Below are 24,521 nucleotides of genomic sequence, written 5' to 3' on the forward strand. Positions count from 1 at the left end.
AACGTAAAGCAATGATTCTGCTGATAAGTGCGCAATAAATTGCGCCGCTACGCACAGTGCTCGTATTTTGAATGGTGTAAGGAACGGGAATGAAGACAATCCTGGTGGTACTGGATGGCCTGAGTAATCAGGTGGCACAGCATGCGATGGGCTATCTGTTTGCTGAATGCAAACAGGGCAACGGCCAATACTACACGCTGACCTGCGAACTGCCTTCGCTGTCACGTCCGCTGTATGAATGCATTCTGACTGGGATTCCGCCGGTGCAGAGCGGCATTATTCATAACGGCGTCAATCGATTGAGCAATCAGCGCAGCATCTTTCATTACGCCCGCGCCGCCGGTTTAACCACGGCCGCTGCCGCCTATCACTGGGTGAGTGAGCTGTATAACCAATCCCCGTTCAACAATGCGCGTGATCGCCATACCGTCGCCCCCGATTTGCCGATTCAATACGGCCACTTTTACTGGGACGACAGTTATCCGGATTCCCACTTGTTTGAAGATGCTGAGAGCCTGCGTCTGAACCACGATCCGGACTTTTTACTGATCCACCCGATGAATATTGACGATGCCGGGCACAAGCATAGCCTGTCATCGCCACAATATCGCAACCGCGCACGTATGGCCGATGGCTATTTGTCACAGTGGATGCCCGGCTGGCTCGCCGCGGGCTATCAGGTGATCGTCACCGCCGATCACGGTATGAATGATGACCGCTCGCACGGCGGCATTTTGCCGGAAGAGACGCAGGTGCCGCTGTTTGTGTTTGGTGCGGGCTTCTCCCGTCAGCCCGATCTCGAACCGCAGCAAACTGAACTGTGTGGCATCGTTTGCACGCTGCTGGGCATTGAGCACGATAAACCGGTGTGCCACGGTTTGCTGGCGGAGCCGCGTTAATGAAGGGCAAAACCCTCGCCACGCTGTTGCTGCTGCCGTTCGCCTTCTTTTGGGTTGCCTTCCAGCTCGCGCCGCTGCTGTGGATCGCCATCAACAGCTTCTGGAGCGACATGAACGAGCGTTGGGGTATCGATAACTACACCGATATCCTCACTTCACCGTTTTACCTGCAGGCGTTTCGTCTGTCGCTGGATATCTCCATCTGGTCGAGCATTTACGGCCTGCTGATCTCGTTGATTGCCGGCTATTCTCTGCATCAGCTAGGCAGCGGCCGCTTTCAGCGCTTCCTGATGTCGTTTACCAACATGACCAGCAACTTTGCGGGCGTGCCGCTGGCGTTCGCCTTTGTGATTCTGCTGGGCATGAACGGCTGTCTGACGCTGCTGCTGCGCCACTTCGGCATGCTGGAAGGGTTCAAGCTGTTCTCGCGTGACGGCATGGTGCTGGTTTACACCTGGTTCCAGATCCCGCTCGGCATTCTGCTGCTCTATCCGGCGTTTGATGGCTTACGCAAAGATTGGGAAGAGTCTGCTGCCCTGCTCGGTGCCAGCCGCTGGCGTTACTGGTGGCATATTGGCTTACCTATTCTGTTCCCGGCGCTGCTCGGCACCTTTGTTATTCTGCTGGCCAATGCGCTGGGCGCTTACGCCACCATTTATGCGCTGACCACCGGTAACTTTAACGTGGTGCCAGTGCGTATTGCGGCGCTGGTGTCGGGTGATATCTCGCTCGATCCGAATACCGGCGGTGCGCTGGCCATGTTGCTGGTGTTCATTATGGCGCTGATTACCGTGGTGCAGCAGTATCTGGTGCGCCGCAGTTATCTCAACGCGAAATCACAGGAGTAGAACGTGTCTCGCGCGGAAAAAATTTATCATCGCCTGATTATCTGGCTGCTGCTGATCATCCTCGCCGCCCCGTTGCTGGCGACGCTGCTGTATGGCATCTCGACTGACTGGAGCGACACCATTCTGCCACAGGGCTTTACCCTGAAGTGGTTGATTGAGCTGTGGAGCGATCCCCGCTTCCTGACCGCATTGGGCCACTCCTTGCTGATTTGCTTTGGCGCGCTGCTGTTCTCATTAGTGCTGGTGCTGCCTGCGATGTTTGTAATCGCTTACTATTATCCGAAGCTGGATGCGGTGATGAACGTGCTGATTCTGATGCCGTTTGCCGTGCCGCCGGTGGTGTCATCCGTTGGCCTGCTGCAGCTTTATTCCTCGTCGCCGCTGATGATCACCGGCACGCCATGGATTCTGGTCGGCTGTTACTTCACCATCGCGCTGCCGTTTATTTACCGTGCTATTGCTAACAATATGCAGGCGATCAATCTGAAAGAGCTGATTGATGCGTCTCATCTGCTGGGTGCCAGCACCTGGCAGGCGGCACTGTTTGTGGTACTGCCGAATCTGCGCAAAGGCGTGTTTATCGCGGTGCTGCTCTCTTTCTCTTTCCTGATAGGTGAGTTTGTGTTCGCTAACCTGTTAGTCGGCACCCGCTATGAAACCTTGCAGGTGTATCTCTACAATATGCGTAACGGCAGCGGCCACTTTACCAGTGCGCTGGTGATCTCCTATTTTGCTGTCGTCCTGCTGGTCACCTGGCTGGCGAATGCCCTCAATCCTGAACGAGGCTGACCATGAGTTATCTGAACGTCACCCAGCTGAACAAAAGCTACGGCCCCACCAGCATCTTTGAAAATATCGATTTCAGCGCCGATGAAGGTGAGTTTGTCACCCTGCTCGGCCCGAGCGGCTGCGGCAAATCGACACTGCTGCGCTGCATCGCCGGTCTGACCGATGTCGATAGCGGCAAAATTCTGCTGCAGGGTCAGGATATTGTGCCGCTGCCGCCGCAGAAACGCACCATTGGCATGGTGTTCCAGAGCTACGCGCTGTTCCCCAACATGACGGTGGAGAAGAACGTGGCGTTTGGCCTGAAAATGCAGAAACTGCCAGGCGGCGATATTCAGAAACGGGTAATGGAAGCGCTGGCACTGGTCGAGCTGACCGATTTCGCCCGCCGTTATCCGCATCAGCTTTCTGGCGGACAATGCCAGCGTGTTGCCTTAGCGCGCTCGCTGGTGACGCGCCCTCGTTTGCTGTTGCTGGATGAGCCGCTCTCCGCACTGGACGCGCGCATCCGCCGCCATCTGCGCGAACAGATCCGCAATATCCAGCAAGAGTTGAAGCTCACCACCATTTTCGTGACTCACGATCAGGAAGAAGCGCTGACGCTGTCTGACCGTATCGTGCTGATGAATCGTGGCAAAATCGTACAGAACGGTAACGCCGAAGCCCTCTACACGCAGCCAGCCGACCTGTTTGCCGCCGGGTTTATCGGCAACTACAACCTGCTGAGCGCCGAGCAGGCCACACAGCTCACCGGCCAGACATTTAACGGCCAGGTGGCGATTCGCCCTGAATCGATCCGCTTAAGTACGCCACAAGACGGCATTCCGGCCACTATTGTCAGCCACAGCCTGCTGGGTAACGTGATTCGTTATCGTGTACTGGCGCATGGGGTTGAATTGTCAGTGGATGTGCTGAATCGCAGCGTGGCGGATTTGCACCCTGCTGGCATGCAAATTGGTCTACAGTTAGAGATGTCGACGTTGCGCCAGGTCGCTTAATTTTAACGAAAAATGGGCTACGCAACGCGGCAGCATTCAGCGTTAATGCAGCCTGTTAATCGTTGTCGAGGCGGCCTTTAGGCTGCCTGTGGTCGCGCTACGGTGCGCCCGACACCTCGGTATTCACCCACAGGCTTGCAGTTGGTGCAATGTAAGTCTGAGGATAAGGAACCGCCCGACGTGTTGACCCTGCTCAATCTCTTGTCCGCCGTGGCCCTGCTGGTATGGGGCACGCACATTGTGCGCACCGGCATCATGCGCGTGTACGGCGCCGATTTGCGCCGGGTGCTCAGCCGCAGCGTGGAAAAGAAGCCAATGGCGTTTCTCGCCGGGATTGGCGTCACCGCGCTGGTGCAGAGCAGCAATGCCACCACCCTGCTCGTCACCTCGTTTGTCGCACAGAATCTGGTGAGTCTGACGCCTGCGCTGGTGGTGGTGCTCGGTGCCGATGTCGGTACCGCCATCATGGCGCGTATCCTGACCTTCGATCTCTCCTGGCTATCGCCGCTCTTCATCTTCTTTGGTGTGGTGTTCTTCCTCAGCCGTAAGCAGACACGGGCCGGACAAATGGGTCGAGCTGCCATTGGCCTTGGCTTAATTCTGTTAGCGCTACAGTTGATCGTGGCCGCTGCTAAACCCATTACCCAGGCGGCGGGCTTGCAGGTGCTGTTCTCCACGCTAACCGGCGATGTCATGCTGGATGCACTGATTGGCGCGGTATTCGCCATCATCAGTTATTCCAGCCTCGCGGCGGTGCTGATCACCGCTACACTGACGGCAGCGGATGTGATTTCCTTCAAAGTGGCGCTCTGTCTGGTGATTGGTGCCAACCTCGGCAGTGGTTTACTAGCGATGATTAACGCCAGTGGCTCAAATGCTGCGGGAAAACGCGTGGCGCTGGGCAGCCTGCTGTTCAAGCTCATCGGCAGCCTGGCGATTTTGCCGCTGGTGAATTACATCGCTGATATTCTGGACAAGATGCCGGTCGATGATGAGGAGTTGGTGATCTTCTTCCACGTGTTCTACAACCTGATTCGCTGCCTGATTATGGTGCCGTTCGCCGAACCGATGGCGCGCTTGTGCCGTCGTATGATTTCCGACGAGCCGGAAACCGATGCCCATTTACGCCCTAAACATCTCGACCGCAGCGCGCTGGATACCCCTGCGCTGGCATTGGCCAATGCGGCGCGCGAAACCTTGCGCATCGGTGATGTCGTCGAACATATGATGGAGTCCTTCAATAAAGTGGTGCATGGCGAACTGCGTGAAGAGCGCGCGGTGCGGCGTCTGGATGATGATGTCGATGTGCTGTATACCGCCATCAAACTCTATCTGGCGCGCATGCCGAAGGAGGATTTGGCCGAGGAGGATTCGCGCCGCTGGGCCGAGGTCATCGAGATGGCACTCAACCTTGAGCAGGCGGGCGATATCATTGAACGCATGTGTGCGGACGTGGCGGTGAAATCGCTGAACGCCCGTCGGGCATTTTCCCCCGAAGGGCTGGAAGAGCTGAACACATTGCAGGAGCAGGTACTCAACAATCTGCGCCTCAGTTTGTCGGTGTTTCTGTCGAAAGATATCCCCAGCGCGCGCCGACTACGCCGCTCCAAACACCGTTTTCGCATCCTGATTCGCCGTTTCTCACACGCTCACGTCGAGCGCCTGCATCAGAAGAATGTGCAGAGCATCGAAACCAGCTCCCTGCATCTAGGGTTGCTGGGAGATATGAAGCGTCTGAACTCGCTGTTCTGTGCGGTGGCTTATACGGTGCTGGATCAGCCGGATGATGAGCGGGATGAGGATTAACGAACAGTCTGGTGCGATGATCAACGGCTGCGGGATGCAGCCACATCGTCATACATGCGCGACCAATCGGCTGTGCTATTCGGTCAGGTCGCCATCAATGGCAACCTGCCCTGCGGATAGGGGTGCGCATTGCGGCGCACCTAAAAATTCTTACGACAGCAGAGTGAACGCGATCATCCCGACAATGGCACCGGTGGTACCCAGAATGGTTTCCATCAGCGTCCAGGTTTTCAGCGTTTCACCTTCCGTTGCACCGGTGAAGCGGCCAAACAGCCAGAAACCGGCATCGTTGACGTGACTAATAATGATGGAGCCACCCCCGATGCAGATCGACAGCGCCGCCAACTGCGCGCCGCTGTAGTGCAGCGGTTCAATCACCGGCATCACCAGGCCCACGGTCGTCAGACAGGCCACGGTCGCCGATCCCTGAATCACACGGATCGCACCGGAAAGGATGAAGCACGCCAGCGCAATCGGCATCCCGGCGCCAGTGAGCGCGTGCCCCAATACCGGGCCGACGCCAGAATCCACCAGCACCTGCTTGAACACACCGCCCGCACCGATCACCAGCAGAATAATGCCTGCCGGTTGCAGCGCACTGCCGCACACCTGCATCACCTTCTCTTTGTCCATTCCCTGGCGATAGGCCAGACCGTAAATCGCTACCAGACACGCCAGCAGGATCGCCGTAAACGGATGGCCGATAAACTCCAGCCACTCGTAGAGACGTGAATCCGGTGTGGTGAAGCGCGCCCCGATGGTTTTCAGGCCCACCAGCAGCAGCGGGAACAGGATCAGTGCCAGGCTGAAGCCAAACGACGGCAGCTTACCCTCTTCCACTTCTGGCTGATGATCTTCCGGCGGCGCACTGAAACTGACATGGCGGGCAATAAAATTGCCAAACAGCGGACCCGCAATGAGCATACCGGGAATCGCTGCACACAGGCCCAGCAGGATCATCCAGCCAAAGTCCGCGTGCATCTGGGAAGCCAGCAGCATCGGGGCCGGACCCGGCAGCAGAAACGCCGCAGAGGCCGCCACACCAGCAAACAGTGGAATGACCAGCTTCACTAAGTTGCCATGGGTACGACGCGCCACGGCAAAGGCGATGCTGATCAGCAAGACCACCGCTACTTCAAAGAACAGCGGCAGCGCGCAGATCAGTCCGGCAATCCCCATCGCGTAGTGCGCCCGGTTTTCACCAAAGGCCTTCAGCATGCGGATAGCGATTTGATCGACTGCGCCGGTTTCATGCAGGATTTTGCCGAACATCGCGCCCAATGCCACCACGATGGCGAGAAATCCGAGCGTGCCACCCATGCCTTTTTGCATGGTGTCAGCAATTTTATCCAGTGGCATGCCAGAGAACAGACCGGCACCAATTGAGACTAACATCAGGGCGACAAAGGCGTGCATACGCGCTTTCATCACCAAAAACAGCAGCAGCAGGACGGAGCCTGCTGCGGTTAACACCAGCGTTGCGGTACTCATTACTAACCCTTGTTGGTTGCTTCCTCAATGGTCGCAACCGTGGCCGCAACGACTTCATCCAGTGAATGATTGATATCAACCACCAGTACATCGGGCTCGTCAGCCCCAGGCTCTTGCAAGGTCTCAAACTGCGTCACCAGCATCTGCGGCTTAAAGAAGTGACCTTTACGTGCTTTCAGACGCGATTCGATGGTTTCGAAATCGCCCTTCAGATAGATGAATTTCAGGTTTTGGTTGCCCTGTCGCAGGATGTCGCGGTAGGACTTTTTCAGCGCAGAGCAGACGATAATCGAAATAGCCTGGGTGCGCTGCATGGCGAAGGCGGCATCATTCAGCGCCTGCAGCCACGGCTGGCGATCGTTATCATCCAGCGGATGACCGTCGGCCATTTTCATGATGTTGCTACGCGGATGCAGGAAATCGCCATCCAGAAATGCCGTGCTCAACTGATGAGAAACCTGATTAGCGACGGCAGACTTTCCGCTGCCGGAAACGCCCATCAGGATAAAGACGTGGTGCGATGGAGATGGCGTGGTCATGGTTTTGCGCTCCGGCAGGTTGACTGCCAATGTTACCGATAACAAATTTGATTATCATTGTCGGAGGCCACTGCAGGACTGGCAACCCTTGTTAGGCGGAAAAGCACGAAAGTGTGAACTGACTCAAATAATCGCCAAAATCAGATGCTGCCACCTTCTGCAATTTCAAACCCGACATCCAGCGGCTCGGTCACGCTGCGGTCACCGCCGATGCGCGCCAGCAGCATCGCAGCCGATTCGCGTCCCATGCGCTCACGCGGGGTCAGCACCGTGGCCAGGCGCGGCGTGACCACTTGCGTAATATCGTGGCCGTGGAATCCGGCAATCGCCATTTGCGCAGGTACGTTTAACCCCTGACGCTGGCACTCAAACATCGCGCCGACCGCCAGGTCATCGTTGGTACAAAACAGGCTGTCGGTTTCGGGATAGCGTTTCTGCGCCTCACGCAGCAGCTGCGCGCCGGCACTGAAGGAGGAAGCATCTTCCATCATCACACTGTGCGGGGTGAGCCCGGCTTCACGCATTGCCTTTTCGTAGCCCTGCTGTTTTTGCAGAGTACGTTCATCCAGACGCGCGCCAAGATAAACGGTGTGGCGGTGGCCTTTTTTCAGAATAGCATGCGTCATCTGGCGCGCCGCTTCGACGTTATCGAAGCCCACCGCCATATCGAGGCACGGCGTCACCGAATCCATCATCTCAATCACCGGAATGCCGGCCACTTCCAGCATACGCAGCGTGCCGGGCGTGTGGGTGCGTTCGGTCAGGATAACGCCATCGATGTTCCAGCCCAGTAACGAACGCAGCTGTAGCTCCTCTTTATCAGCGTTATAGCCAAAGTGCGCCACCAGCGTTTGATAACCGGCCTCATCCGTCACGGTTTCAATACCGCGTAACACATCGGCGAACACCTGGTTGGTGAGCGAGGGCAACAAGACGCCGATAGCGCGACTGGTGGCATTAGAGAGCATATCGGGGGCACGGTTGGGGATATAACCAAGTTCATCCAGTGCGACGGCGATCTTATCGCGCAGCGCCGCAGAGACCTGATCGGGGTTTCGCAGGTAGCGACTGACGGTCATTTTTGTGATGCCGACGCGATCGGCAACGTCCTGTAGTACCGGCCTTTTCTTCTTCATCGTATGCGCCTGAGGTCAGAGATACGATGAGTCTATCATTTTTTTGTCAATTTCAGGCTTTGCGGAAAACCATGAATTCCCGCTCTGATTTTGTGCACATCGGTACGCACCCAACGAAACGTCGGCAAAAAATGCAAGGTCGCCATAGAGGACAACCTTGCACGATTTATTGACAGGCTGTTACACCGGCGGCAGATCAAACAGCAGAATCTCTGCATCGCTGTCAGCGTTGATGGTCAGCGCGCTTTCATCCCAGATCGCCAGCGCATCACTGGTACCGACCTGTTCGCCATTCACGCTCACCAGACCTTTTACCACCTGAATCCACACACGACGACCCGCTTCGACAGTCACCGCGTCGGCTTCGCCCTTAGCAAACACCCAGCGCGACAAGGTCATGTCCTGGAACACTTTCAGCGATCCTTCACGCTCATCCGGGGACAGGACAAACTGGCGACCTTTCACATCCTCGAAGCGGCGCTGCGCATAGCGTGGCTCAATGCCTTTGCGCTCTGGAATGATCCAGATCTGATACAGATGCAGCGGATCTTTATCACTGGCGTTGTACTCTGAATGGCGCACGCCAGTACCGGCGCTCATGATCTGGAACTCACCTGCCGGGATCTGCTCTTTGTTGCCCATGCTGTCTTGATGTTCCACGGTGCCAGACAACACATAGGTCAGGATCTCCATATCTTTATGCGGATGGGTACCAAAACCCTGGCCGCCATCAATCACGTCTTCATTGATAACGCGTAAGGCCGAGAAGCCCATAAAGTTGGCATCGTAATAGTCGGCGAAAGAAAAGGTGTGCCAGCTATCGAGCCAACCGTGATTGGCGTGACCGCGTTCTTCTGCTTTGCGTACGTAGATCATGTTCAATTCTCCTCAATGTTTTTTACAGTGTGTGCCTGAGAGAGATTGATTGATAGCTGAAAAACTTCACGCCTCTGTTCAAAAATGCTGAACGTTTTAGTGGTGATCGGACAATGAGGATGAAAGAGGCAAATAGCAGGCAAAAAAAAAGCCAGCACCCGAGCTGGCTAAGAAACACTGGAAGCAATGTGAGCAATGTCGTGCTTACCCGGTAGTCAGGAGACGTTCCCGGTCCGCATGACAATAATAATCATTATCATTCGCGTCTGTAAACCCCTTTTGAGAATTATTTTCGATTGACGCATCGTGAGAATTCCTTGATGTTAAAGGGGATTTTATTCACTTTGCACAAGGAGTCGCTTTATGAGTCAGATCGTCATTCGCCACGTAATCCCAGAAGATGCTGCTGCACTAACACGTCTCTACAGCCAACCGGAGACCCAGGCGAATACATTGCAACTGCCACACCAGTCACCCACGCTATGGCAGGAACGCCTTAGCAATCCACGTCCGGGTGTACATATGCTAGTGGCAATGATTGACGATCAACTGGCTGGGCAAATCACGCTAGAAGTGCAATCTGTCGCACGACGTCGCCATGCCGCTACCTTTGGCATGGGCGTTGATCCTGCCTTTCACCGTCGCGGCGTAGGCTCGGCGCTGATGGCCGCGATGATTGACCTGTGTGACAACTGGCTACAAGTGACACGAATCGAGTTAACCGTGTTCGCTGATAACCATAAAGCGATGGGCCTTTATCAGAAGTTTGGCTTTGAGATCGAAGGGACGGCGAAGCGTTTTGCCATGCGCGACGGCGAGATGATTGATACGCATTACATGGCGCGATTGAAATAACTTGCGCGATGAATCGCGCCGCTACAACTCGTACTGAGGCGGTAGCGGCGCACTTTATTACGCTAAATTAATACCCGGCACTCAAATCATCCACCGAGCGCGGATCCGAAGCTCCGTAACGCATGCCGTCCGGCCCAATCATAATGCTCTGCGTGCTGCCCATCGCGGGCATCACTTTTACATGCTGACCTTTAGCTTCCAGCAAACGCAGCGTATCCGGGCTAAAGCCTTTCTCCACGCGTAGCTGATCCGGTAACCACTGATGGTGGAAACGCGGCGCATTGGTCGCTTCCGCTACGTTCATACCAAAATCGATGCTGTTCACCACCATTTGCAGTACGGTGGTGATGATACGGCTGCCACCAGGGCTGCCCGTCACCAGCCAGGTTTTGCCGTCTTTGGCGATGATAGTCGGTGACATCGATGACAATGGACGTTTAGCCGGTTGCACCGCATTCGCCTCGCCGCCCACTAAACCATACACGTTTGGTGTACCCGGCTTAGCGGAGAAGTCATCCATTTCGTTGTTCATCAGGATACCGCTCTGCCCGGCGACAATGCCGCTACCGAAATAGGTGTTCAGCGTGTAGGTCACGGCGACCGCATTACCGTCTTTATCCACCACCGAGAAGTGGGTGGTTTGATTACTTTCGTACGGCTCAAGCTTACCCGGTTTGATTTCGCTGGAAGGACGCGCTTTGTTGACGTCAATCTGCTGCGCCAGGGTTTTGGCGTAGGCTTTGCTGGTCAACGCCTGCTGCGGCACTTTGACGAAATCCGGATCGCCAAGGTATTCCGAGCGGTCGGCATAAGCGTATTTTTCCGCTTCCGCCATCACCTGCATAGCGTCCGCACTGCCAAAGCCCCACTTCGCCAGATCAAAGTTTTCGAGGATATTCAGGATCTGCACGATGTGAATCCCACCTGAAGACGGTGGCGGCATTGAGAACACTTCATAGCCGCGATAGGTGCCGCTGACCGGTTTACGCTCTACCGCACGATAGGCGGCCAGATCCGGTTTGCCAATCAATCCGCCATGCTGTGCCATTTCTCCGGCGATCTCATCGGCAATTTTGCCTTTGTAGAACGCATCCGGCCCTTGTTGAGCAATCAGTTGCAGGCTGTGCGCGAGGTTTTTCTGCACCAGACGCTCACCTTTTTGATACGGCTTGCCGTCTGCCTTGTAGAAAATCGCCCGGCTGTTGTCGTGATTGATCAACGTCTCTTTGCCGTAGGTCGCCAAATCGTCCGCCAGCGCATCGTTAACGATGATGCCCTCACGCGCCAGTTTAATCGCCGGTGCCAGCAGTTTACTCAGCGGCAGCGTACCGTATTTTTGTGCCGCCAGCGCAAAACCAGCAACAGTGCCCGGTGTGCCCGAGGCTAAATGGGACGTGAGCGACAGTTTAGGGTCAGCATTACCCTGCTTATCGAGGAACATATCGCGTGAGGCACGTGCCGGCGCCATTTCACGAAAATCGATCGCCGTGGTGCGTCCCGAGGCGGTACGCAGCATCATAAAGCCACCACCGCCGAGATTACCGGCTTGTGGATGAGTGACGGCTAATGCGAAGCCCACTGCAACGGCCGCATCCACGGCATTACCGCCCTGCTTCAGAATATCGACGCCCACCTGGGTGGCTATCGCATCCACAGACGCCACCATACCGTGCTGCGCCTTCACCGGATGGAAGGTGTCACTGTCCACGCCGTATGACACCGGTGGCGCGCTGGCGGGCGCGGCAAACGCCCCCTGTACCACGGTAAAACTCATCAATAATGCCCAGCCAACCTGACGCACGCTGCCCTTTAGTCTCATTTGCGATCTTCCTTTGCGATTATTTACATTTGTTATTTTTTGATGCAAGTGTTTGCAAACACGATAAAAAGCGTAGCAGTAAGCCAAATTCGGCGCACTCCTGGTTCAGGACTTTGTGACATCGCATAAACTTATGACAGCAGCCTTGGTTGCCAGATCATCGGTAACCACACACAGCAGGCTGCATTAATGGAGGAAGACCATGAAAAAATGGCTAATTGTGATTGCCGCATTGCTGCCACTGAGCGGCATGGCGAACATGCTCAACAATACGAATGAGCCTTTTAAACCCGGCTATAACCCGAGCCAGCAGCGGATGCAAACGCAGATGCAGGTTCAGCAACAGCAGCAGCAGCAAAAACTGCGTCAGGATCAGCAGCAGCAGAATCAGGAATTACAGCGGAAAATGCAGGAGCGAAGGGATAGCGCCCAGCAGCGCATGATTCAGCAACAGCCGGGCCAGCAACAAAACCAGAATTAACGGAAGTCGGGACCGATAATGTCGATGCGGTCAGTACAGATGGCATCGACGCCCCAGTTCAGCAGCTCGCGCGCTCGCGCGGGCTGATTCACCGTGTACACCAAAATATGCAATCCGGCGGCTTTCAGCTGCGTGGTGCGTTCGGCATCCAATAATTTATGGTTCAGATGGATGGAGACGCAACCCAGTGCACTCGTCAGCGCCTGCCAGTCATCGTGCCACTCATCCAGCAATAATCCGCGTGGCAATTCAGGCGCCGCCTGCATCGCTGCTTCCAATGCTTCATAAGAGAAGGAAGAGAGCAGCGGCGCCGTTTGCCCCTGCCACAGTTCTCGCGCGGCCAACGCCACATCGCGTCCGGTTTCCACCTCTTTGCCGGTGGTCGGCTTGATCTCAACGTTCGCCATCATCTGATGCTGGCGGCAGCGATCGGCCACGTCACGCAGCAGCGCCAGCGGCTCGCCTTCATACTCACGGCTGTACCAGCTACCCGCATCCAGCTGCGATAGCTTACTCCATGAGAGATCGCCCGCCACACCCCAGCCGTTGCTGGTGCGATCCAGCGTATCGTCATGCAGCAGGAATACCTGTTTATCATCCGACAGCTTGGCATCAAACTCGATCATGGTATGACCGTACTGCGCACCGACATCTATCGCCGCCAGCGTATTTTCCGGTGCCAGTTTACCGCCGCCGCGATGGGCGACGATCTGTGGGTATGGCCAATTTTCTACACTCATTCCAGACGCTTTCCATGGGTTGAATCGAAGAAGTGTAACGCATCTGGCGGCAGTTGCAGCCATAAGGTGCTGCCCGATTGCGGACGTTCACTGTGCGGCAAACGCACCACCAGACGGGTATTACCGATACGGCCGTGCGCGAGATTATCCGCACCCAGCATCTCCAGCGTATCGACCACTAATGGAATGCCGCCCGCTGCTTGCGAGCTGAGCACCAGATGCTCAGGACGGATGCCCAACGTAAGGGGACGATTCGCCCACTTCGCTTTGCTCTCGCCCAATGGCAAGCTATTAAGCGCATCGAGCGTAAAGCGCGTGCCGTCGCTGTTGATCTGGCCTGGCAGCAGGTTCATTGCCGGTGCACCGATAAACGACGCCACAAACTGGCTCGCCGGACGCTCATACACTTCCACCGGCGTGCCGACTTGCTCGACTACACCTTTGTTCATCACCATCACGCGCTGGGCCAGCGTCATGGCTTCTACCTGATCGTGCGTCACATACAGACTGGTGGTTTTCAGGCGACGGTGCAGTTGTTGCAGCTCAAGACGCATCTGCACACGCAGGCGCGCATCCAGGTTCGACAATGGCTCATCGAACAGGAACACCGCTGGTTCACGCACGATGGCGCGGCCCATTGCCACACGCTGGCGCTGTCCACCGGAAAGCTCACGCGGACGACGTGACAGCAGGTGATCCAGTTCCAGACTGCGCGCGGCTTCCATTACGCGTTGATCGATCTGCTCTTTACCCATGCCGCGAATTTTCAGGCCATAGGCCATATTCTCACCCACGGTCATGTGCGGATAAAGCGCATAGTTCTGGAACACCATGGCGATGCCACGATCTTTCGGTTCCATGTTAGTGACGCGTTTGTCGTCGATGTAGATATCGCCGGAAGTCACACGTTCCAGGCCAGCCACCATGCGCAGCAGCGTCGACTTGCCGCAGCCGGAAGGGCCCACCATCACCATAAATTCGCCATCGTTGATGGTGATATTCAGTGGCTGAATGATCTGATTTTTGCCGTCATACGATTTGGTGACGGTCTGAAGGGTTACGCCTGCCATTTATTTATCACTCTCCACCAGGCCACGCACAAAGGCACGTTGCATCACGAGTACCACCACCACCGGTGGGATCAGGGTTAATAACATTGCCGCCATCACTTCGTTCCACTGCGTCGGCCCACCGCTGGTGTTGATCATACTTTTCACCCCGGCGACCGCGGTGCTGAGACTGGGATCGTTGATGATCAACAGCGGCCACAGATACTGGTTCCAGCCGTAGATAAAGGTGATCACGAACAGTGCGGCAAGGTTGGTCTTTGACAGCGGTAAAACGATATCCCAGAAGAAGCGCATCGGGCTGGCACCATCAATATGCGCCGCTTCAATCAGCTCATCCGGCAGCGACATAAAGAACTGGCGGAACAAGAAGGTCGCAGTTGCTGAAGCCATGAGCGGCAGGGTTAAGCCACTGTAGCTGTCGAGCATGTGCAGGTTTGAAATCACTTCTACCGTCGGAAAGATACGCACTTCCACCGGCAGCATCAGGGTGATGAAGATCAGCCAAAAGAACAGTGAGCGCAACGGGAAGCGGAACCACACCAGTGCAAACGCGGAGAGCATCGATACCGCGATTTTACCCACCGTGATGCCGAGCGCCATGATCAGGCTGTTGAGCATCATCATGCCAAAGGCCGGACCGCTGCCGTTGACGCCCTGGGTCCAGATGCGTGAAATGTTGTCCCACAGATGGGTGCCGGGCACTAAGGTCATCGGCACCTGATACACCGCTTCGTTATCCAGCGTGGCGGCGACTATCGCCACGTACAGCGGGAACAGAATGGTCAGGACACCGAGCACCAGCAGGGTATGGCTGAAGATATCCAGCCCGCGTCGATTCTCAATCATTGGTATTGCACCTTACGCTCGACAAAGCGGAATTGCAGGATCGTCAGGCCAATCACCAGCAGCATCAGCACCACGGATTGCGCGGCAGAGGACGAGAGATCCAGACCGGTAAAGCCTTCGCGATAAATTTTGTAGATCAACGTGGTAGTGGCCTGCACCGGACCGCCGCCGGTCGCGGCATCGATCACCGGGAAGGTGTCGAAGAAGGCATACACCAGGTTGACCACCAGCAGGAAGAAACTCACCGGGGTGATCAGCGGCAGTGACAGATTGAAGAAACGGCGCACCGGTCCAGCACCGTCAATCGCCGCCGCTTCCACCAGCGATTTGGGGATCGACTGCAGTGCGGCAAAGAAGAACAGGAAGTTGTAGCTCATCTGCTGCCAGATGGATGCCAGCACGATCAGGAACATCGCCTGACCGCTGTTTTGCGCGTAGTTCCAGTTATAGCCAATCTGGTTCAGCAGATGGCTGAACAGGCCGAGGCCAGGGTTGAACAGGAACATCCACAGCACGGCAGCGACCACCGGTGCAACGGCGTAAGGCAGCAGCAATAGCGTTTGGTACAGTTTTTTCAGACGCACCACGTAGTCGACCAGCGCCGCCAGCAGCAGCGAGAAGGTCATGCCGCACACCGTAACCAGTGCGCTGAATTCGATGGTGGTCCAGAAAGAATCCAGGTAATAGCTGTCGCTGAACAGGCGTTTGAAGTTATCCAGCCCGACGAAGGTGCTGGAAATACCAAAAGGATCGATACTTTGCAGCGAATACCACAGCGCTTCACCGGCCGGCCACAGGAAGAAAATAGCAGTAATGACCAGCTGTGGTGCCACCAGCAAATAGGGCAAAAAACGGGAGCGAAAAACGGGGCGTGATGAGGACATAGCAGACTCGCCAAAAGAGAAATCGGGGCTGACGCCATGCGCCAGCCCCGAGACAACGGAATTACTTCACTTGCTGTTCAAAACGACGCAGCAGTTCGTTTCCGCGCTTCACAGCGTTATCCAGTGCAGCCTGTGGAGCCTGTTTGCCCGTCCACACGCCTTCCAGCTCTTCGTCCACAATGGTACGAATCTGTGGCATGTTGCCCAGACGCATGCCTTTGGTGAACGGCAGTGGATCTTTGTTCAGCATCTGACGCGTGGCGATGTCTGCGCCTGGGTTCTTGTCATAGAAGCCCTGTTGCTTGGTCAGCTCATATGCAGCAGTGGTGATTGGCAGGTAACCGGTCTTCTGGTGCCATTCTGCGGCGATTTCTGGCTGAGCCAGGAACTTCATGAACTCTGCTACGCCCTTGTAGGTGTCGGCATCTTTGCCTTTCATCACCCACAGGCTCGCGCCGCCGATGATGGCGTTCTGCGGTGCGTTAGGCACAGTTGAGTCATAAGGCATCATGCCGACGCCGAAGTTGAACTTAGCGTAATGCTTGATATCCGCCAGAGAGCCGGAAGAAGCCGTGGTGATGCCGCAATCGCCGTTGTAGAACTTCGCGGTGGATTCATCTTTACGACCGAAGTAGGTGAAATCACCCTTCTTGTTCATGTCTTCCAGCATCTGGATGTGGCGCACCTGAACCGGCTTGTTGAATTCCAATACCGCGTCGGTACCGTCAAAGCCGTTGTTTTTGGTGGCAACCGGCAGTGCATGCCAGGCGCTGAAGTTTTCGATTTGAATCCAACCCTGCCAGCCGCTGGCGTAACCACAAGTCATGCCCGCTTTACGCAGTGCGTCGGCGTCTTTTGCCAGTTCCTGCCAGGTTTTAGGCGGCTGGTCTGGGTTCAGACCGGCTTTCTTGAAGGCATCTTTGTTGTAGTACAGCACTGGGGTTGAGCTGTTGAACGGCTGAGAGATCAGCTGGCCATTGCTGTCGCTGTAATAACCTGCAACCGCTGGCACGAACTGTTTTGGATCCATCTGCACGCCCGCGTCTTTGAACACGTCATGCACAGGCACGATAGCTTTTGAAGCCATCATGGTCGCCGTACCCACTTCGTAAACCTGCAGAATCGCCGGTGCTTTACCGGTACGCACAGCAGCGATACCCGCTGCCAGGCTCTGCTCGTAGTTACCTTTGTAAGTCGGTACGATTTTATATTCTGGGTGAGCCTGGTTAAAACGTTGTGCCAGAGAATCGACTTCTTTGCCTAACTCGCCTTCCATTGAGTGCCAGAAAGGAATGTCAGTGGCAGCCAGCGCGTTACCACTGAGCGCCAGACCAAGCAAAACACTCATCAGGCGGGGACGAAGCGTAAAAGCGGACATAAGTTTTTTCCTGTGCTGTTAGGTACGCGCGATATCACGCATTTTTTTGTTCGCGAAGTAACATGACACGGGGAAATGACGGATTAATAACAGGTTTATGACGGAAATGTGACGGAGATTGCGCGTATTAGAAAGTTTAAAGTGGCACAAGTTATCTCAAACTTGAGCCACTGTTTAGACCGCCAGCGTTGCAGTCAGACCGTCGGCGGCGCAGCCACCGGAACGTACTCTTAGTACGTGAGGATGGCGAGCACTGCCCAACCGCAAGCTGGCAAGTAAGCCAGGTCAGGCGCCGAGGTAAGCGCTGCGTACCGCTTCGTTGGACAGCAACGCTTCACCACTGTCTTCCAGCACCACATGACCGTTCTCCAGCACGTAGCCGCGATCGGCGAGCTTCAGCGCCTGGTTGGCGTTTTGCTCCACCAGGAAAATGGTCATGCCCTCTTTACGCAACTGTTCAATCGTATCGAAAATCTGCTGAATAATAATCGGCGCTAAACCTAAAGAAGGTTCGTCGAGTAACAGCAAACGCGGCTGACTCATTAGCGCACGACCGATCGCCAGCATCTGCTGTTCACCACCGGACATGGTGCCCGCGCGCTGCACTTTACGTTCAGCCAGACGCGGGAACAGCTGATAAACCCGCTCAATGCGCTCCTGATACTGCTGGCGCGTGGCAAAGAAACCGCCCATCGCCAGGTTCTCTTCCACCGTCATGCGTGAAAACACGCGGCGGCCTTCCGGCACAATCGCAATCGCTTCACGCATGATTTTGGCGGTTTGCCAGTCGGTGATCTCTTTGCCGTCGAAGATAATAGTGCCACTGGTGGCACGCGGCTCACCGCACAGGGTGCCGAGCAACGTGGTTTTACCTGCGCCGTTAGCCCCAATCAGGGTGACAATTTCACCCTGACTGATGTGCAGGTTAATGTTGTGCAGTGCCTGAATTGGGCCGTAATGGGCACTCACCCCTTGCAACGTTAAAATTGGGTTTGCCATATTACGCCTCACCTAAATAAGCACGGATCACATCCGGATTGTTACGCACTTCTTCCGGCGTACCGTTAGCCAGCGGTGTGCCCTGGTTCACCACATAAATGCGGTCAGAAATGCCCATCACCAGCTTCATATCGTGTTCGATTAACAGTACCGAGACCTTATGCTCACCGCGCAGTTCGGCAATCAGTTCGTCCAGTTCGTGGGTTTCGCGTGGGTTAAGTCCTGCGGCAGGCTCATCCAGCATCAGGATTTCCGGACGCGTCACCATGCAGCGCGCAATCTCCAGACGACGCTGCTGGCCGTAAGCGAGGTTGCCCGCCTGGCGATTGGCCAGCTCCAGCAGGCCGATGCGATCCAGCCAGGTGGCAGCACGATCCAGCGCTTCACTCTCCCCGCGACGGAACGCCGGGGTTTTGAACAGGCCGGAGAACACGCCACTTTTCAGGTGCTGATGCTGCGCGACCAGCAGGTTTTCAATCACCGTCATCTCACGGAACAGTCGCACGTGCTGGAAAGTACGCACGATGCCCATACGCGCAATCTTCTGGCCCGGCTGGCCCTGCAACTCCTGATCGCGCAGTTTGATGGTACCGCCGGTCGGCTTGTAAAAACCGGTCAGGCAGTTGAACACCGTGGTTTTACCGGCACCGTTTGGCCCGATCAGTGACACGATTTCCTGGGGATGCAGTTCCAGCGCCACATTGTTGACGGCCAACAGCCCGCCAAAGCGCATCATCAAGCCTTCAACGGCTAACAAAGGCTGACTCATGCCTGCTCTCCTTGTTTACTGCTTTTCAACTTCAGGTGTGGACGCTTCATCGGCAACAATCCTTGCGGACGCCAAATCATCATCAGCACCATCAAACCACCCAACACCAGCATGCTGTACTCGTTCAGATCACGCATCAATTCGCGCGACACCACCAGCAGCACGGCCGCGAGGATCACCGCAAACTGCGAACCCATGCCGCCCAGTACCACAATCGCCAGCACAAAGGCTGATTCGACGAAGGTGAAGGATTCCGGGCTAACAAAACCCTGACGTGCGGCAAACAGCGTGCCAGCAAAACCGGCGAACACGGCGCTGATGGTGAAAGCGGTCAGCTTGATGCGTGTTGGGCTGAGCCCCAATGAACGACAGGCGATCTCATCTTCACGCAGCGCTTCCCACGCGCGACCCAATGGCATACGCAGCAAACGGTTAATCACGAACAAGGTCAGCACCACCAGCAGCAGCGCCACCAGATAGAGGAAGATTACACGATGATTCGGATCGTACTGCAGGCCCGTCAGCTCATGGAAAGTGGTCCAGCCGCCTTCACTGACACGACGTCCAAACTCAATGCCAAACAGGCTTGGTTTAGGAATCTGCGCGATACCGTTTGGACCGCCGGTAATAGAGGTGCTGTTGAGCAGCAGAATACGCACGATCTCACCGAAGCCGAGCGTCACAATCGCCAGATAGTCACCGCGCAGGCGCAGTACCGGGAAGCCGAGCATCAGGCCAAACGCACCGGCGACAATCCCCGCCAGCGGCAGGCTTTCCCAGAAACCAAAACCGTAATAGTGATTGAGCAGCGCAAAGGTGTAAGCGCCGATGGCATAGAAACCACCGTAGCCCAGCACCAGCAAACCAGACAGGCCGACCACCACGTTGAGGCCGAGACCGAGCATCACGTAGATCAGCGTTAATGTTGCGATATCGACACTGCCGCGCGACACCAGAAACGGCCACAGCACCGCAGCAACAATCAACAGCGCCATCACCAGCTTTTGCTTTGGCGTCGAACCATCGAAGCCCGGCAGCACAAAGCCTTTACCGCTGCGTTTGAACTTTCCATGGAACAGCGGGCGCAGCAGCTGGAAGACAAAAACCACCGCACAGCCGATGAAAATCCAGTTCCAGCGCGCCGCGCCAGCGTTAGCCACCACCAGTTTGGTGCCATCAAGATCAAGACGGACGCCCATAAAGAAAGTGGCGAGAATCAGTAACATCACCGTTGAAATCACGGCATTGACCAGACCGAGGCGTTTCATACTTTCTCTACCTCCGGGCGGCCCAGAATGCCGGTAGGCATCACCAGCAGCACCACAATCAGCAGTGCGAATGACACTACATCTTTGTATTCGGTCGACAGATACGCCGAGGTCAGCGCTTCAGCGATACCGAGCACCAGACCACCAATCATCGCGCCAGGAATACTGCCGATGCCGCCTAATACCGCAGCGGTAAACGCCTTCATCCCGGCCATAAAGCCGATGAACGGGTTAATGGAGCCGTAGAACTGGCCGAGCAGCACGCCCGCCACCGCCGCCATCGCCGCACCAATAATGAAGGTCAGTGAAATCACGCGGTCAGTGTTAATCCCCAGCAGACTGGCCATTTTCAGGTCTTCCGCACAGGCGCGGCAGGCGCGGCCCATACGTGAATAACGAATAAACAGCGTCAGGGCCAGCATCGTGAGGAAGGTCACGACCCAAATCACCAGCTGCATGGTGGAGAGCGTGGCAGCAAAGCCGTTGCTCTCGCCCAGCGTCCACTGGCCGGTAATCAGGCTTGGCAACGCCAGATCACGCGAACCTTGCGTCAGACTGACGTAGTTCTGCAGAAAGATCGACATCCCAATAGCCGAAATCAGCGCGATTAAGCGCTTAGAGGAGCGCACGGGTTTATACGCCACGCGCTCAATGCTCCAGCCGTAGGCGCTGGAGATGATCACCGCCATCACGAACCCGGCGGCAATCATCAGCCACGTGGTATCGATACCCATCATCATCAGGGCGGCAATCACAATAAAGGAGACATAACTGCCGATCATATACACCTCGCCATGGGCGAAGTTGATCATGCCGATGATGCCGTAAACCATGGTGTAACCAATGGCGATCAGCGCGTAAGTGCTCCCGAGGGTGACCCCGTTGAACATCTGCTGAATGAAATAGAGAAACTGCTCGGACATAGTGAGGACCTGCATGTGGACTAAAAATCCCCTCTCCCTTTTGGCAGAGGGTTAGGGTGAGGGAACAGCAGCGCGCGTCATGAGAGTCGTGTGCGCTGTCCCTCTCCCAGCCCTCTCCGGCAAGAGAGAGGGCCAATCTATTTAAGCTTGGGAATTACTTAACAGCGGTAGAAGAACCGTCTTTGTGCCATTTGAAGACACCAAATTCGAAGCCTTTCAGGTCGCCTTTCTGATCCCAGTTCAGGTTGCCCATCACGGTTGGCACTGCAGCGCCTTCTTTTAGATTCTTAGCAATCGCATCAGGCTCATCGCTCTTACTGCGCTCGATACCGGCCACCAGTGACTGAATCGCGGCATAAGTCGTCCAGACGAACGGACCGGTTGGATCTTTGCGGTTTGAGGCCGTGTTGGTTTTGATCGCGTCAACGATGGCCTTGTTCTCTGGCAGCTGGTCATAACGCTTCGGCAGGGTCACATACAGACCTTCAGAAGCATCACCGGCGATGTTAGACAGTGAGGCGTTGCCCACGCCCTCTGGGCCCATGAAGCCAGCAGTCAAACCGGCTGATTTTGCCTGACGCAAAATCTGGCCCAGCTCTGGGTAGTAGCCGCCGTAGTAAACGAAATCGACGTTTTCTTTCTTCAGACGCGCAATCAGCGTAGAGAAATCTTTATCGCCCGCGGTGATACCTTCGAACAACACCACATTGCCGCCTTTGGCTTTCAGGGTTTTCTGCACCGATTCGGCCAGTCCCTGACCGTACTGCTGCTTGTCATGCACCACAGCGATACGTTTTGGTTTGATCTCATTGAGAATGTAAGTTGCAGCGGTTGGACCCTGATCGGAATCCAGACCGGTAGTACGCAGCACATCCGCATAGCCACGCGCGGTCAGCTCTGGTGCGGTTGCCGCTGGGGTGATCATCAGAATGCCTTCATCGTTATAGATGTCGGAAGCAGGCTGAGTAGAAGAGGAGCACAGGTGGCCGATCACATACTTGATGCCGTCGTTAACCACTTTGTTGGCCACTGCAACCGCTTGTTTCGGGTCACAGGCGTCGTCATATTCCACGCCAACCAGTTTGTCACCGTTCACGCCACCTTTGGCGTTGATGTCCTTAATGGCTTGCGCTGCACCGGTGAACTGCATATCACCGTATTGTGCAACCGGACCAGTTGCTGCGCCAACGATGGCAATCTTGATATCTTTCGCCAGTGCCGCGTGGCTCAGCGCCAGCGCAACGCAACCCGCCAGTAATGCGCGTCCTTTACTCATTTTCATGCGAACTTCCCCATCTGTTGTGTCGTGTGTCGTTGTGTTTGGTTTATTTTCTGCCAGTCAAAGAGGAAAACTGATTCAAGAATAATGAGTTAGCGCTCTTTTCTGGCATTTATTGGTAATAAGGCTTTATTTTTCAGGTTATTAAACAGGAACTTTCTTCTGTAAATCAACTGACATATTCAGTATTAGTCGCGTTGCACAGCAGAATCATCTGGTTTTTATGGCCGGTTTTTAGCCAAAATGCCAGCGCGTTATGCTGGCTTTTTCAGCTAACATTGATGACTTCCTCCACAATCCTGGCAAAGCGGCTGGCATTTGACCTATTTTTATCGCAAAAAAGTGACAGCACGCTGACTGTCTAAATTCGCTACACTATGGCCTTTCTGGCAGTACAGGTAAGGGTAATGAAGCTCACTATTCAGCGAATCACCGCACTCACGCCGCAGGATCGGTTGGATTTAGCTAAAGTCTGGTCGCAGATCGATATTTCGCAACTTGAGGCTGCATTAAGCGAGACGCAGCGCTTGTATGCGGCAAGGTTTAACGATCGTCTGTTGGGCGGGTTGCAGCTGGAGATTTGTGGCACGCAGGGGAAGATTTCACACCTCACCGTGCGCGAAGTGACGCGCCGCCGTGGAGTCGGGCAATATTTGCTGGAAGAGACTATCGCACAGAATCGCGCGCTGGCAGATTGGTGGGTAGCCGATGACGGCGACGACGATCAGAGTGTGCGCGCGGCCTTTATGCAGGCCTGTGGTTTTCGCACGCAGGCCGATGGCTGGGTGCGCTAATTATTGCGGACACGTAACGGCGCGATTTATCGCGCTGTCCTGAAGCGCCAGGGTTGGTGACTGATGCGCAATACATTGCGCGGCTACGGACTGCGGGCAAATAAAAAGGGCGACTATAAAGTCGCCCCGTTTTTCACCTGATGGTTCTCAGGCTTCAATCGCCATACGCAGTTTCTTCATGGCGTTCTTTTCCAGCTGACGCACACGCTCTGCAGAGACGCCATATTTGTCGGCCAACTCCTGCAGCGTGGTTTTGTTCTCATCATCCAGCCAACGGGCGCGGATGATGTGCTGGCTGCGCTCATCAAGGCTCAGCATGGCATCGCTCAGCTTATCAGCAGCGTGCGCATCCCAGTTATCCTCTTCAATGCCGTCGGCAAAGTCTGAGGTTTTATCCTGCAGATAGAGTACCGGTGCCATCGGCTTACCTTCGCCAGCTTCGTCATCCGAAGACATGTCGAAAGTCATATCCTGCGCGGCCATACGAGATTCCATCTCGAGGACATCTTTACTGCTCACGCCCAACTCGCGCGCAACCATCTCCACTTCATCCTGATTAAACCAACCAAGACGCTGTTTGCTTTTACGCAGATTAAAGAACAGCTTGCGCTGGGCTTTCGTGGTCGCGACTTTCACGATACGCCAGTTACGCAGCACGTATTCGTGAATCTCTGCTTTGATCCAGTGCACGGCAAATGACACCAGACGCACGCCAACTTCAGGGTTGAAGCGACGCACCGCCTTCATCAGGCCGATGTTACCTTCCTGAATCAGGTCCGCCTGTGGCAGGCCGTAACCGGAGTAGTTACGAGCAATATGAACAACAAAGCGCAGGTGAGACAGGATCAGCGTCTTAGCTGCATCCAGATCGCCCTGGTAATGCAGTTTCTCCGCTAATGCCTTCTCCTCTTCTGCCGTTAACACCGGCCAGTTGTTGGCAGCCCGGACATAAGATTCCAGGTTACCCAGAGGCGCAATCGCTAAAGTTTGCATTTCTTTGGTCATTCAAACCCTCACAAATTCAATGGACTTGCTGC

The 24,521-nt window shown here is 55.3% G+C and carries 24 protein-coding genes; 8 read left to right on the forward strand and 16 right to left on the reverse strand.

All coding sequences use genetic code 11. The features are described from left to right. Positions 1 to 89: 89 nt before the first annotated feature. The 5 genes from F3J37_RS13920 (at position 90) to F3J37_RS13940 (ending at position 5,337) form a co-directional block, all read left to right on the forward strand. Positions 90 to 899 carry an alkaline phosphatase family protein gene (locus tag F3J37_RS13920; RefSeq protein ID WP_058960062.1) on the forward strand — a complete coding sequence of 270 codons (810 nt, stop codon included), beginning with the start codon at positions 90 to 92 and terminating at the stop codon, positions 897 to 899. Next, on the forward strand, positions 899 to 1,747 hold the full coding sequence (locus F3J37_RS13925; protein ID WP_166933937.1) for an ABC transporter permease: 849 nt from the start codon (positions 899 to 901) through the stop codon (positions 1,745 to 1,747). The genes F3J37_RS13920 and F3J37_RS13925 overlap by 1 nt, the downstream gene beginning before the upstream one ends. Positions 1,748 to 1,750: 3 nt before the next feature. After that, positions 1,751 to 2,536, forward strand: coding sequence for an ABC transporter permease (locus F3J37_RS13930; RefSeq protein ID WP_034826980.1), 786 nt, complete (start codon positions 1,751 to 1,753; stop codon positions 2,534 to 2,536). Positions 2,537 to 2,538: 2 nt separating this feature from the next. After that, complete coding sequence (locus tag F3J37_RS13935; RefSeq protein WP_166933939.1) at positions 2,539 to 3,531, forward strand: ABC transporter ATP-binding protein; 993 nt, start codon at positions 2,539 to 2,541, stop codon at positions 3,529 to 3,531. 180 nt (positions 3,532 to 3,711) lie between these two features. Next, complete coding sequence (locus F3J37_RS13940; RefSeq protein ID WP_160868405.1) at positions 3,712 to 5,337, forward strand: Na/Pi cotransporter family protein; 1,626 nt, start codon at positions 3,712 to 3,714, stop codon at positions 5,335 to 5,337. A 150-nt stretch (positions 5,338 to 5,487) separates the two neighbouring features. On the opposite strand, the gene gntU is transcribed toward F3J37_RS13940, so the two are convergent. The 4 genes from gntU to F3J37_RS13960 all read right to left on the reverse strand — a co-directional run bounded on the left by gntU (position 5,488) and on the right by F3J37_RS13960 (position 9,379). Next, positions 5,488 to 6,828, reverse strand: coding sequence for a gluconate transporter (gene gntU, locus F3J37_RS13945; RefSeq protein WP_034826986.1), 1,341 nt, complete (start codon positions 6,826 to 6,828; stop codon positions 5,488 to 5,490). A 2-nt stretch (positions 6,829 to 6,830) separates the two neighbouring features. Continuing rightward, a complete protein-coding gene (gntK, locus tag F3J37_RS13950; RefSeq protein ID WP_034826988.1) occupies positions 6,831 to 7,367 on the reverse strand; it encodes a gluconokinase in 537 nt (178 codons plus the stop codon). A gap of 140 nt (positions 7,368 to 7,507) precedes the next feature. Next, positions 7,508 to 8,503, reverse strand: a complete 996-nt coding sequence (gene gntR, locus F3J37_RS13955) for a gluconate operon transcriptional repressor GntR (RefSeq protein ID WP_034826990.1) — start codon at positions 8,501 to 8,503, stop codon at positions 7,508 to 7,510. Positions 8,504 to 8,683: 180 nt separating this feature from the next. Further along, positions 8,684 to 9,379 (reverse strand): pirin family protein, encoded by a 696-nt coding sequence (locus tag F3J37_RS13960; RefSeq protein ID WP_166933941.1) that lies wholly within the window; start codon positions 9,377 to 9,379, stop codon positions 8,684 to 8,686. 363 nt (positions 9,380 to 9,742) lie between these two features. Here F3J37_RS13960 and F3J37_RS13965 point away from each other — a divergent pair, with 363 nt between their 5' ends. Then, positions 9,743 to 10,234, forward strand: a complete 492-nt coding sequence (locus F3J37_RS13965) for a GNAT family N-acetyltransferase (protein ID WP_058960055.1) — start codon at positions 9,743 to 9,745, stop codon at positions 10,232 to 10,234. Positions 10,235 to 10,301: 67 nt separating this feature from the next. On the opposite strand, the gene ggt is transcribed toward F3J37_RS13965, so the two are convergent. Beyond that, entirely contained in the window at positions 10,302 to 12,053 is a 1,752-nt protein-coding gene (ggt, locus tag F3J37_RS13970) for a gamma-glutamyltransferase (protein WP_058960054.1), read from the reverse strand. Between the two features lie 202 nt (positions 12,054 to 12,255). On the opposite strand from ggt, the gene F3J37_RS13975 reads away from it, so the two are divergent. Then, positions 12,256 to 12,534, forward strand: a complete 279-nt coding sequence (locus F3J37_RS13975; RefSeq protein WP_058960053.1) for a DUF2756 domain-containing protein — start codon at positions 12,256 to 12,258, stop codon at positions 12,532 to 12,534. Here the strand turns inward: F3J37_RS13975 and ugpQ are convergent. From ugpQ to F3J37_RS14025, 10 genes are all read right to left on the reverse strand, one after another. Then, positions 12,531 to 13,274, reverse strand: coding sequence for a glycerophosphodiester phosphodiesterase (gene ugpQ / locus F3J37_RS13980; protein WP_160868401.1), 744 nt, complete (start codon positions 13,272 to 13,274; stop codon positions 12,531 to 12,533). The genes F3J37_RS13975 and ugpQ overlap by 4 nt on opposite strands. Next, the gene (locus F3J37_RS13985) at positions 13,271 to 14,344 is read right to left on the reverse strand and encodes a sn-glycerol-3-phosphate import ATP-binding protein UgpC (protein WP_058960051.1); all 1,074 of its coding nucleotides are present in this window, start codon (positions 14,342 to 14,344) and stop codon (positions 13,271 to 13,273) included. The genes ugpQ and F3J37_RS13985 overlap by 4 nt, the downstream gene beginning before the upstream one ends. Beyond that, positions 14,345 to 15,190 carry a sn-glycerol-3-phosphate ABC transporter permease UgpE gene (gene ugpE / locus F3J37_RS13990; RefSeq protein WP_166933943.1) on the reverse strand — a complete coding sequence of 282 codons (846 nt, stop codon included), beginning with the start codon at positions 15,188 to 15,190 and terminating at the stop codon, positions 14,345 to 14,347. It lies immediately after the preceding gene. After that, positions 15,187 to 16,074, reverse strand: coding sequence for a sn-glycerol-3-phosphate ABC transporter permease UgpA (ugpA, locus tag F3J37_RS13995; protein WP_034827026.1), 888 nt, complete (start codon positions 16,072 to 16,074; stop codon positions 15,187 to 15,189). Before ugpA ends, ugpE begins: the two co-directional genes overlap by 4 nt. 61 nt (positions 16,075 to 16,135) lie before the next feature. Continuing rightward, on the reverse strand, positions 16,136 to 17,452 hold the full coding sequence (ugpB, locus tag F3J37_RS14000) for a sn-glycerol-3-phosphate ABC transporter substrate-binding protein UgpB (RefSeq protein ID WP_034827028.1): 1,317 nt from the start codon (positions 17,450 to 17,452) through the stop codon (positions 16,136 to 16,138). A 285-nt stretch (positions 17,453 to 17,737) separates the two neighbouring features. Continuing rightward, a complete protein-coding gene (gene livF, locus F3J37_RS14005) occupies positions 17,738 to 18,451 on the reverse strand; it encodes a high-affinity branched-chain amino acid ABC transporter ATP-binding protein LivF (protein WP_034827030.1) in 714 nt (237 codons plus the stop codon). A gap of 1 nt (position 18,452) precedes the next feature. After that, positions 18,453 to 19,220 (reverse strand): high-affinity branched-chain amino acid ABC transporter ATP-binding protein LivG, encoded by a 768-nt coding sequence (gene livG, locus F3J37_RS14010; protein ID WP_034827032.1) that lies wholly within the window; start codon positions 19,218 to 19,220, stop codon positions 18,453 to 18,455. Continuing rightward, positions 19,217 to 20,488: a high-affinity branched-chain amino acid ABC transporter permease LivM gene (locus F3J37_RS14015; protein WP_058960048.1), complete on the reverse strand. Its 1,272-nt coding sequence runs from the start codon at positions 20,486 to 20,488 to the stop codon at positions 19,217 to 19,219. The genes livG and F3J37_RS14015 overlap by 4 nt, the downstream gene beginning before the upstream one ends. Then, a complete protein-coding gene (gene livH, locus F3J37_RS14020) occupies positions 20,485 to 21,411 on the reverse strand; it encodes a high-affinity branched-chain amino acid ABC transporter permease LivH (RefSeq protein ID WP_166933945.1) in 927 nt (308 codons plus the stop codon). Before livH ends, F3J37_RS14015 begins: the two co-directional genes overlap by 4 nt. Positions 21,412 to 21,565: 154 nt before the next feature. Beyond that, positions 21,566 to 22,693, reverse strand: a complete 1,128-nt coding sequence (locus F3J37_RS14025) for a branched-chain amino acid ABC transporter substrate-binding protein (protein WP_166933947.1) — start codon at positions 22,691 to 22,693, stop codon at positions 21,566 to 21,568. 404 nt (positions 22,694 to 23,097) lie between these two features. Here F3J37_RS14025 and panM point away from each other — a divergent pair, with 404 nt between their 5' ends. Continuing rightward, entirely contained in the window at positions 23,098 to 23,484 is a 387-nt protein-coding gene (gene panM / locus F3J37_RS14030) for an aspartate 1-decarboxylase autocleavage activator PanM (RefSeq protein WP_166933949.1), read from the forward strand. Between the two features lie 147 nt (positions 23,485 to 23,631). On the opposite strand, the gene rpoH is transcribed toward panM, so the two are convergent. After that, complete coding sequence (rpoH, locus tag F3J37_RS14035; RefSeq protein ID WP_034827057.1) at positions 23,632 to 24,489, reverse strand: RNA polymerase sigma factor RpoH; 858 nt, start codon at positions 24,487 to 24,489, stop codon at positions 23,632 to 23,634. Positions 24,490 to 24,521: the final 32 nt, after the last annotated feature.

It is taken from the genome of Candidatus Pantoea communis (assembly GCF_011752685.1).
GTDB lineage: Bacteria > Pseudomonadota > Gammaproteobacteria > Enterobacterales > Enterobacteriaceae > Pantoea > Pantoea communis.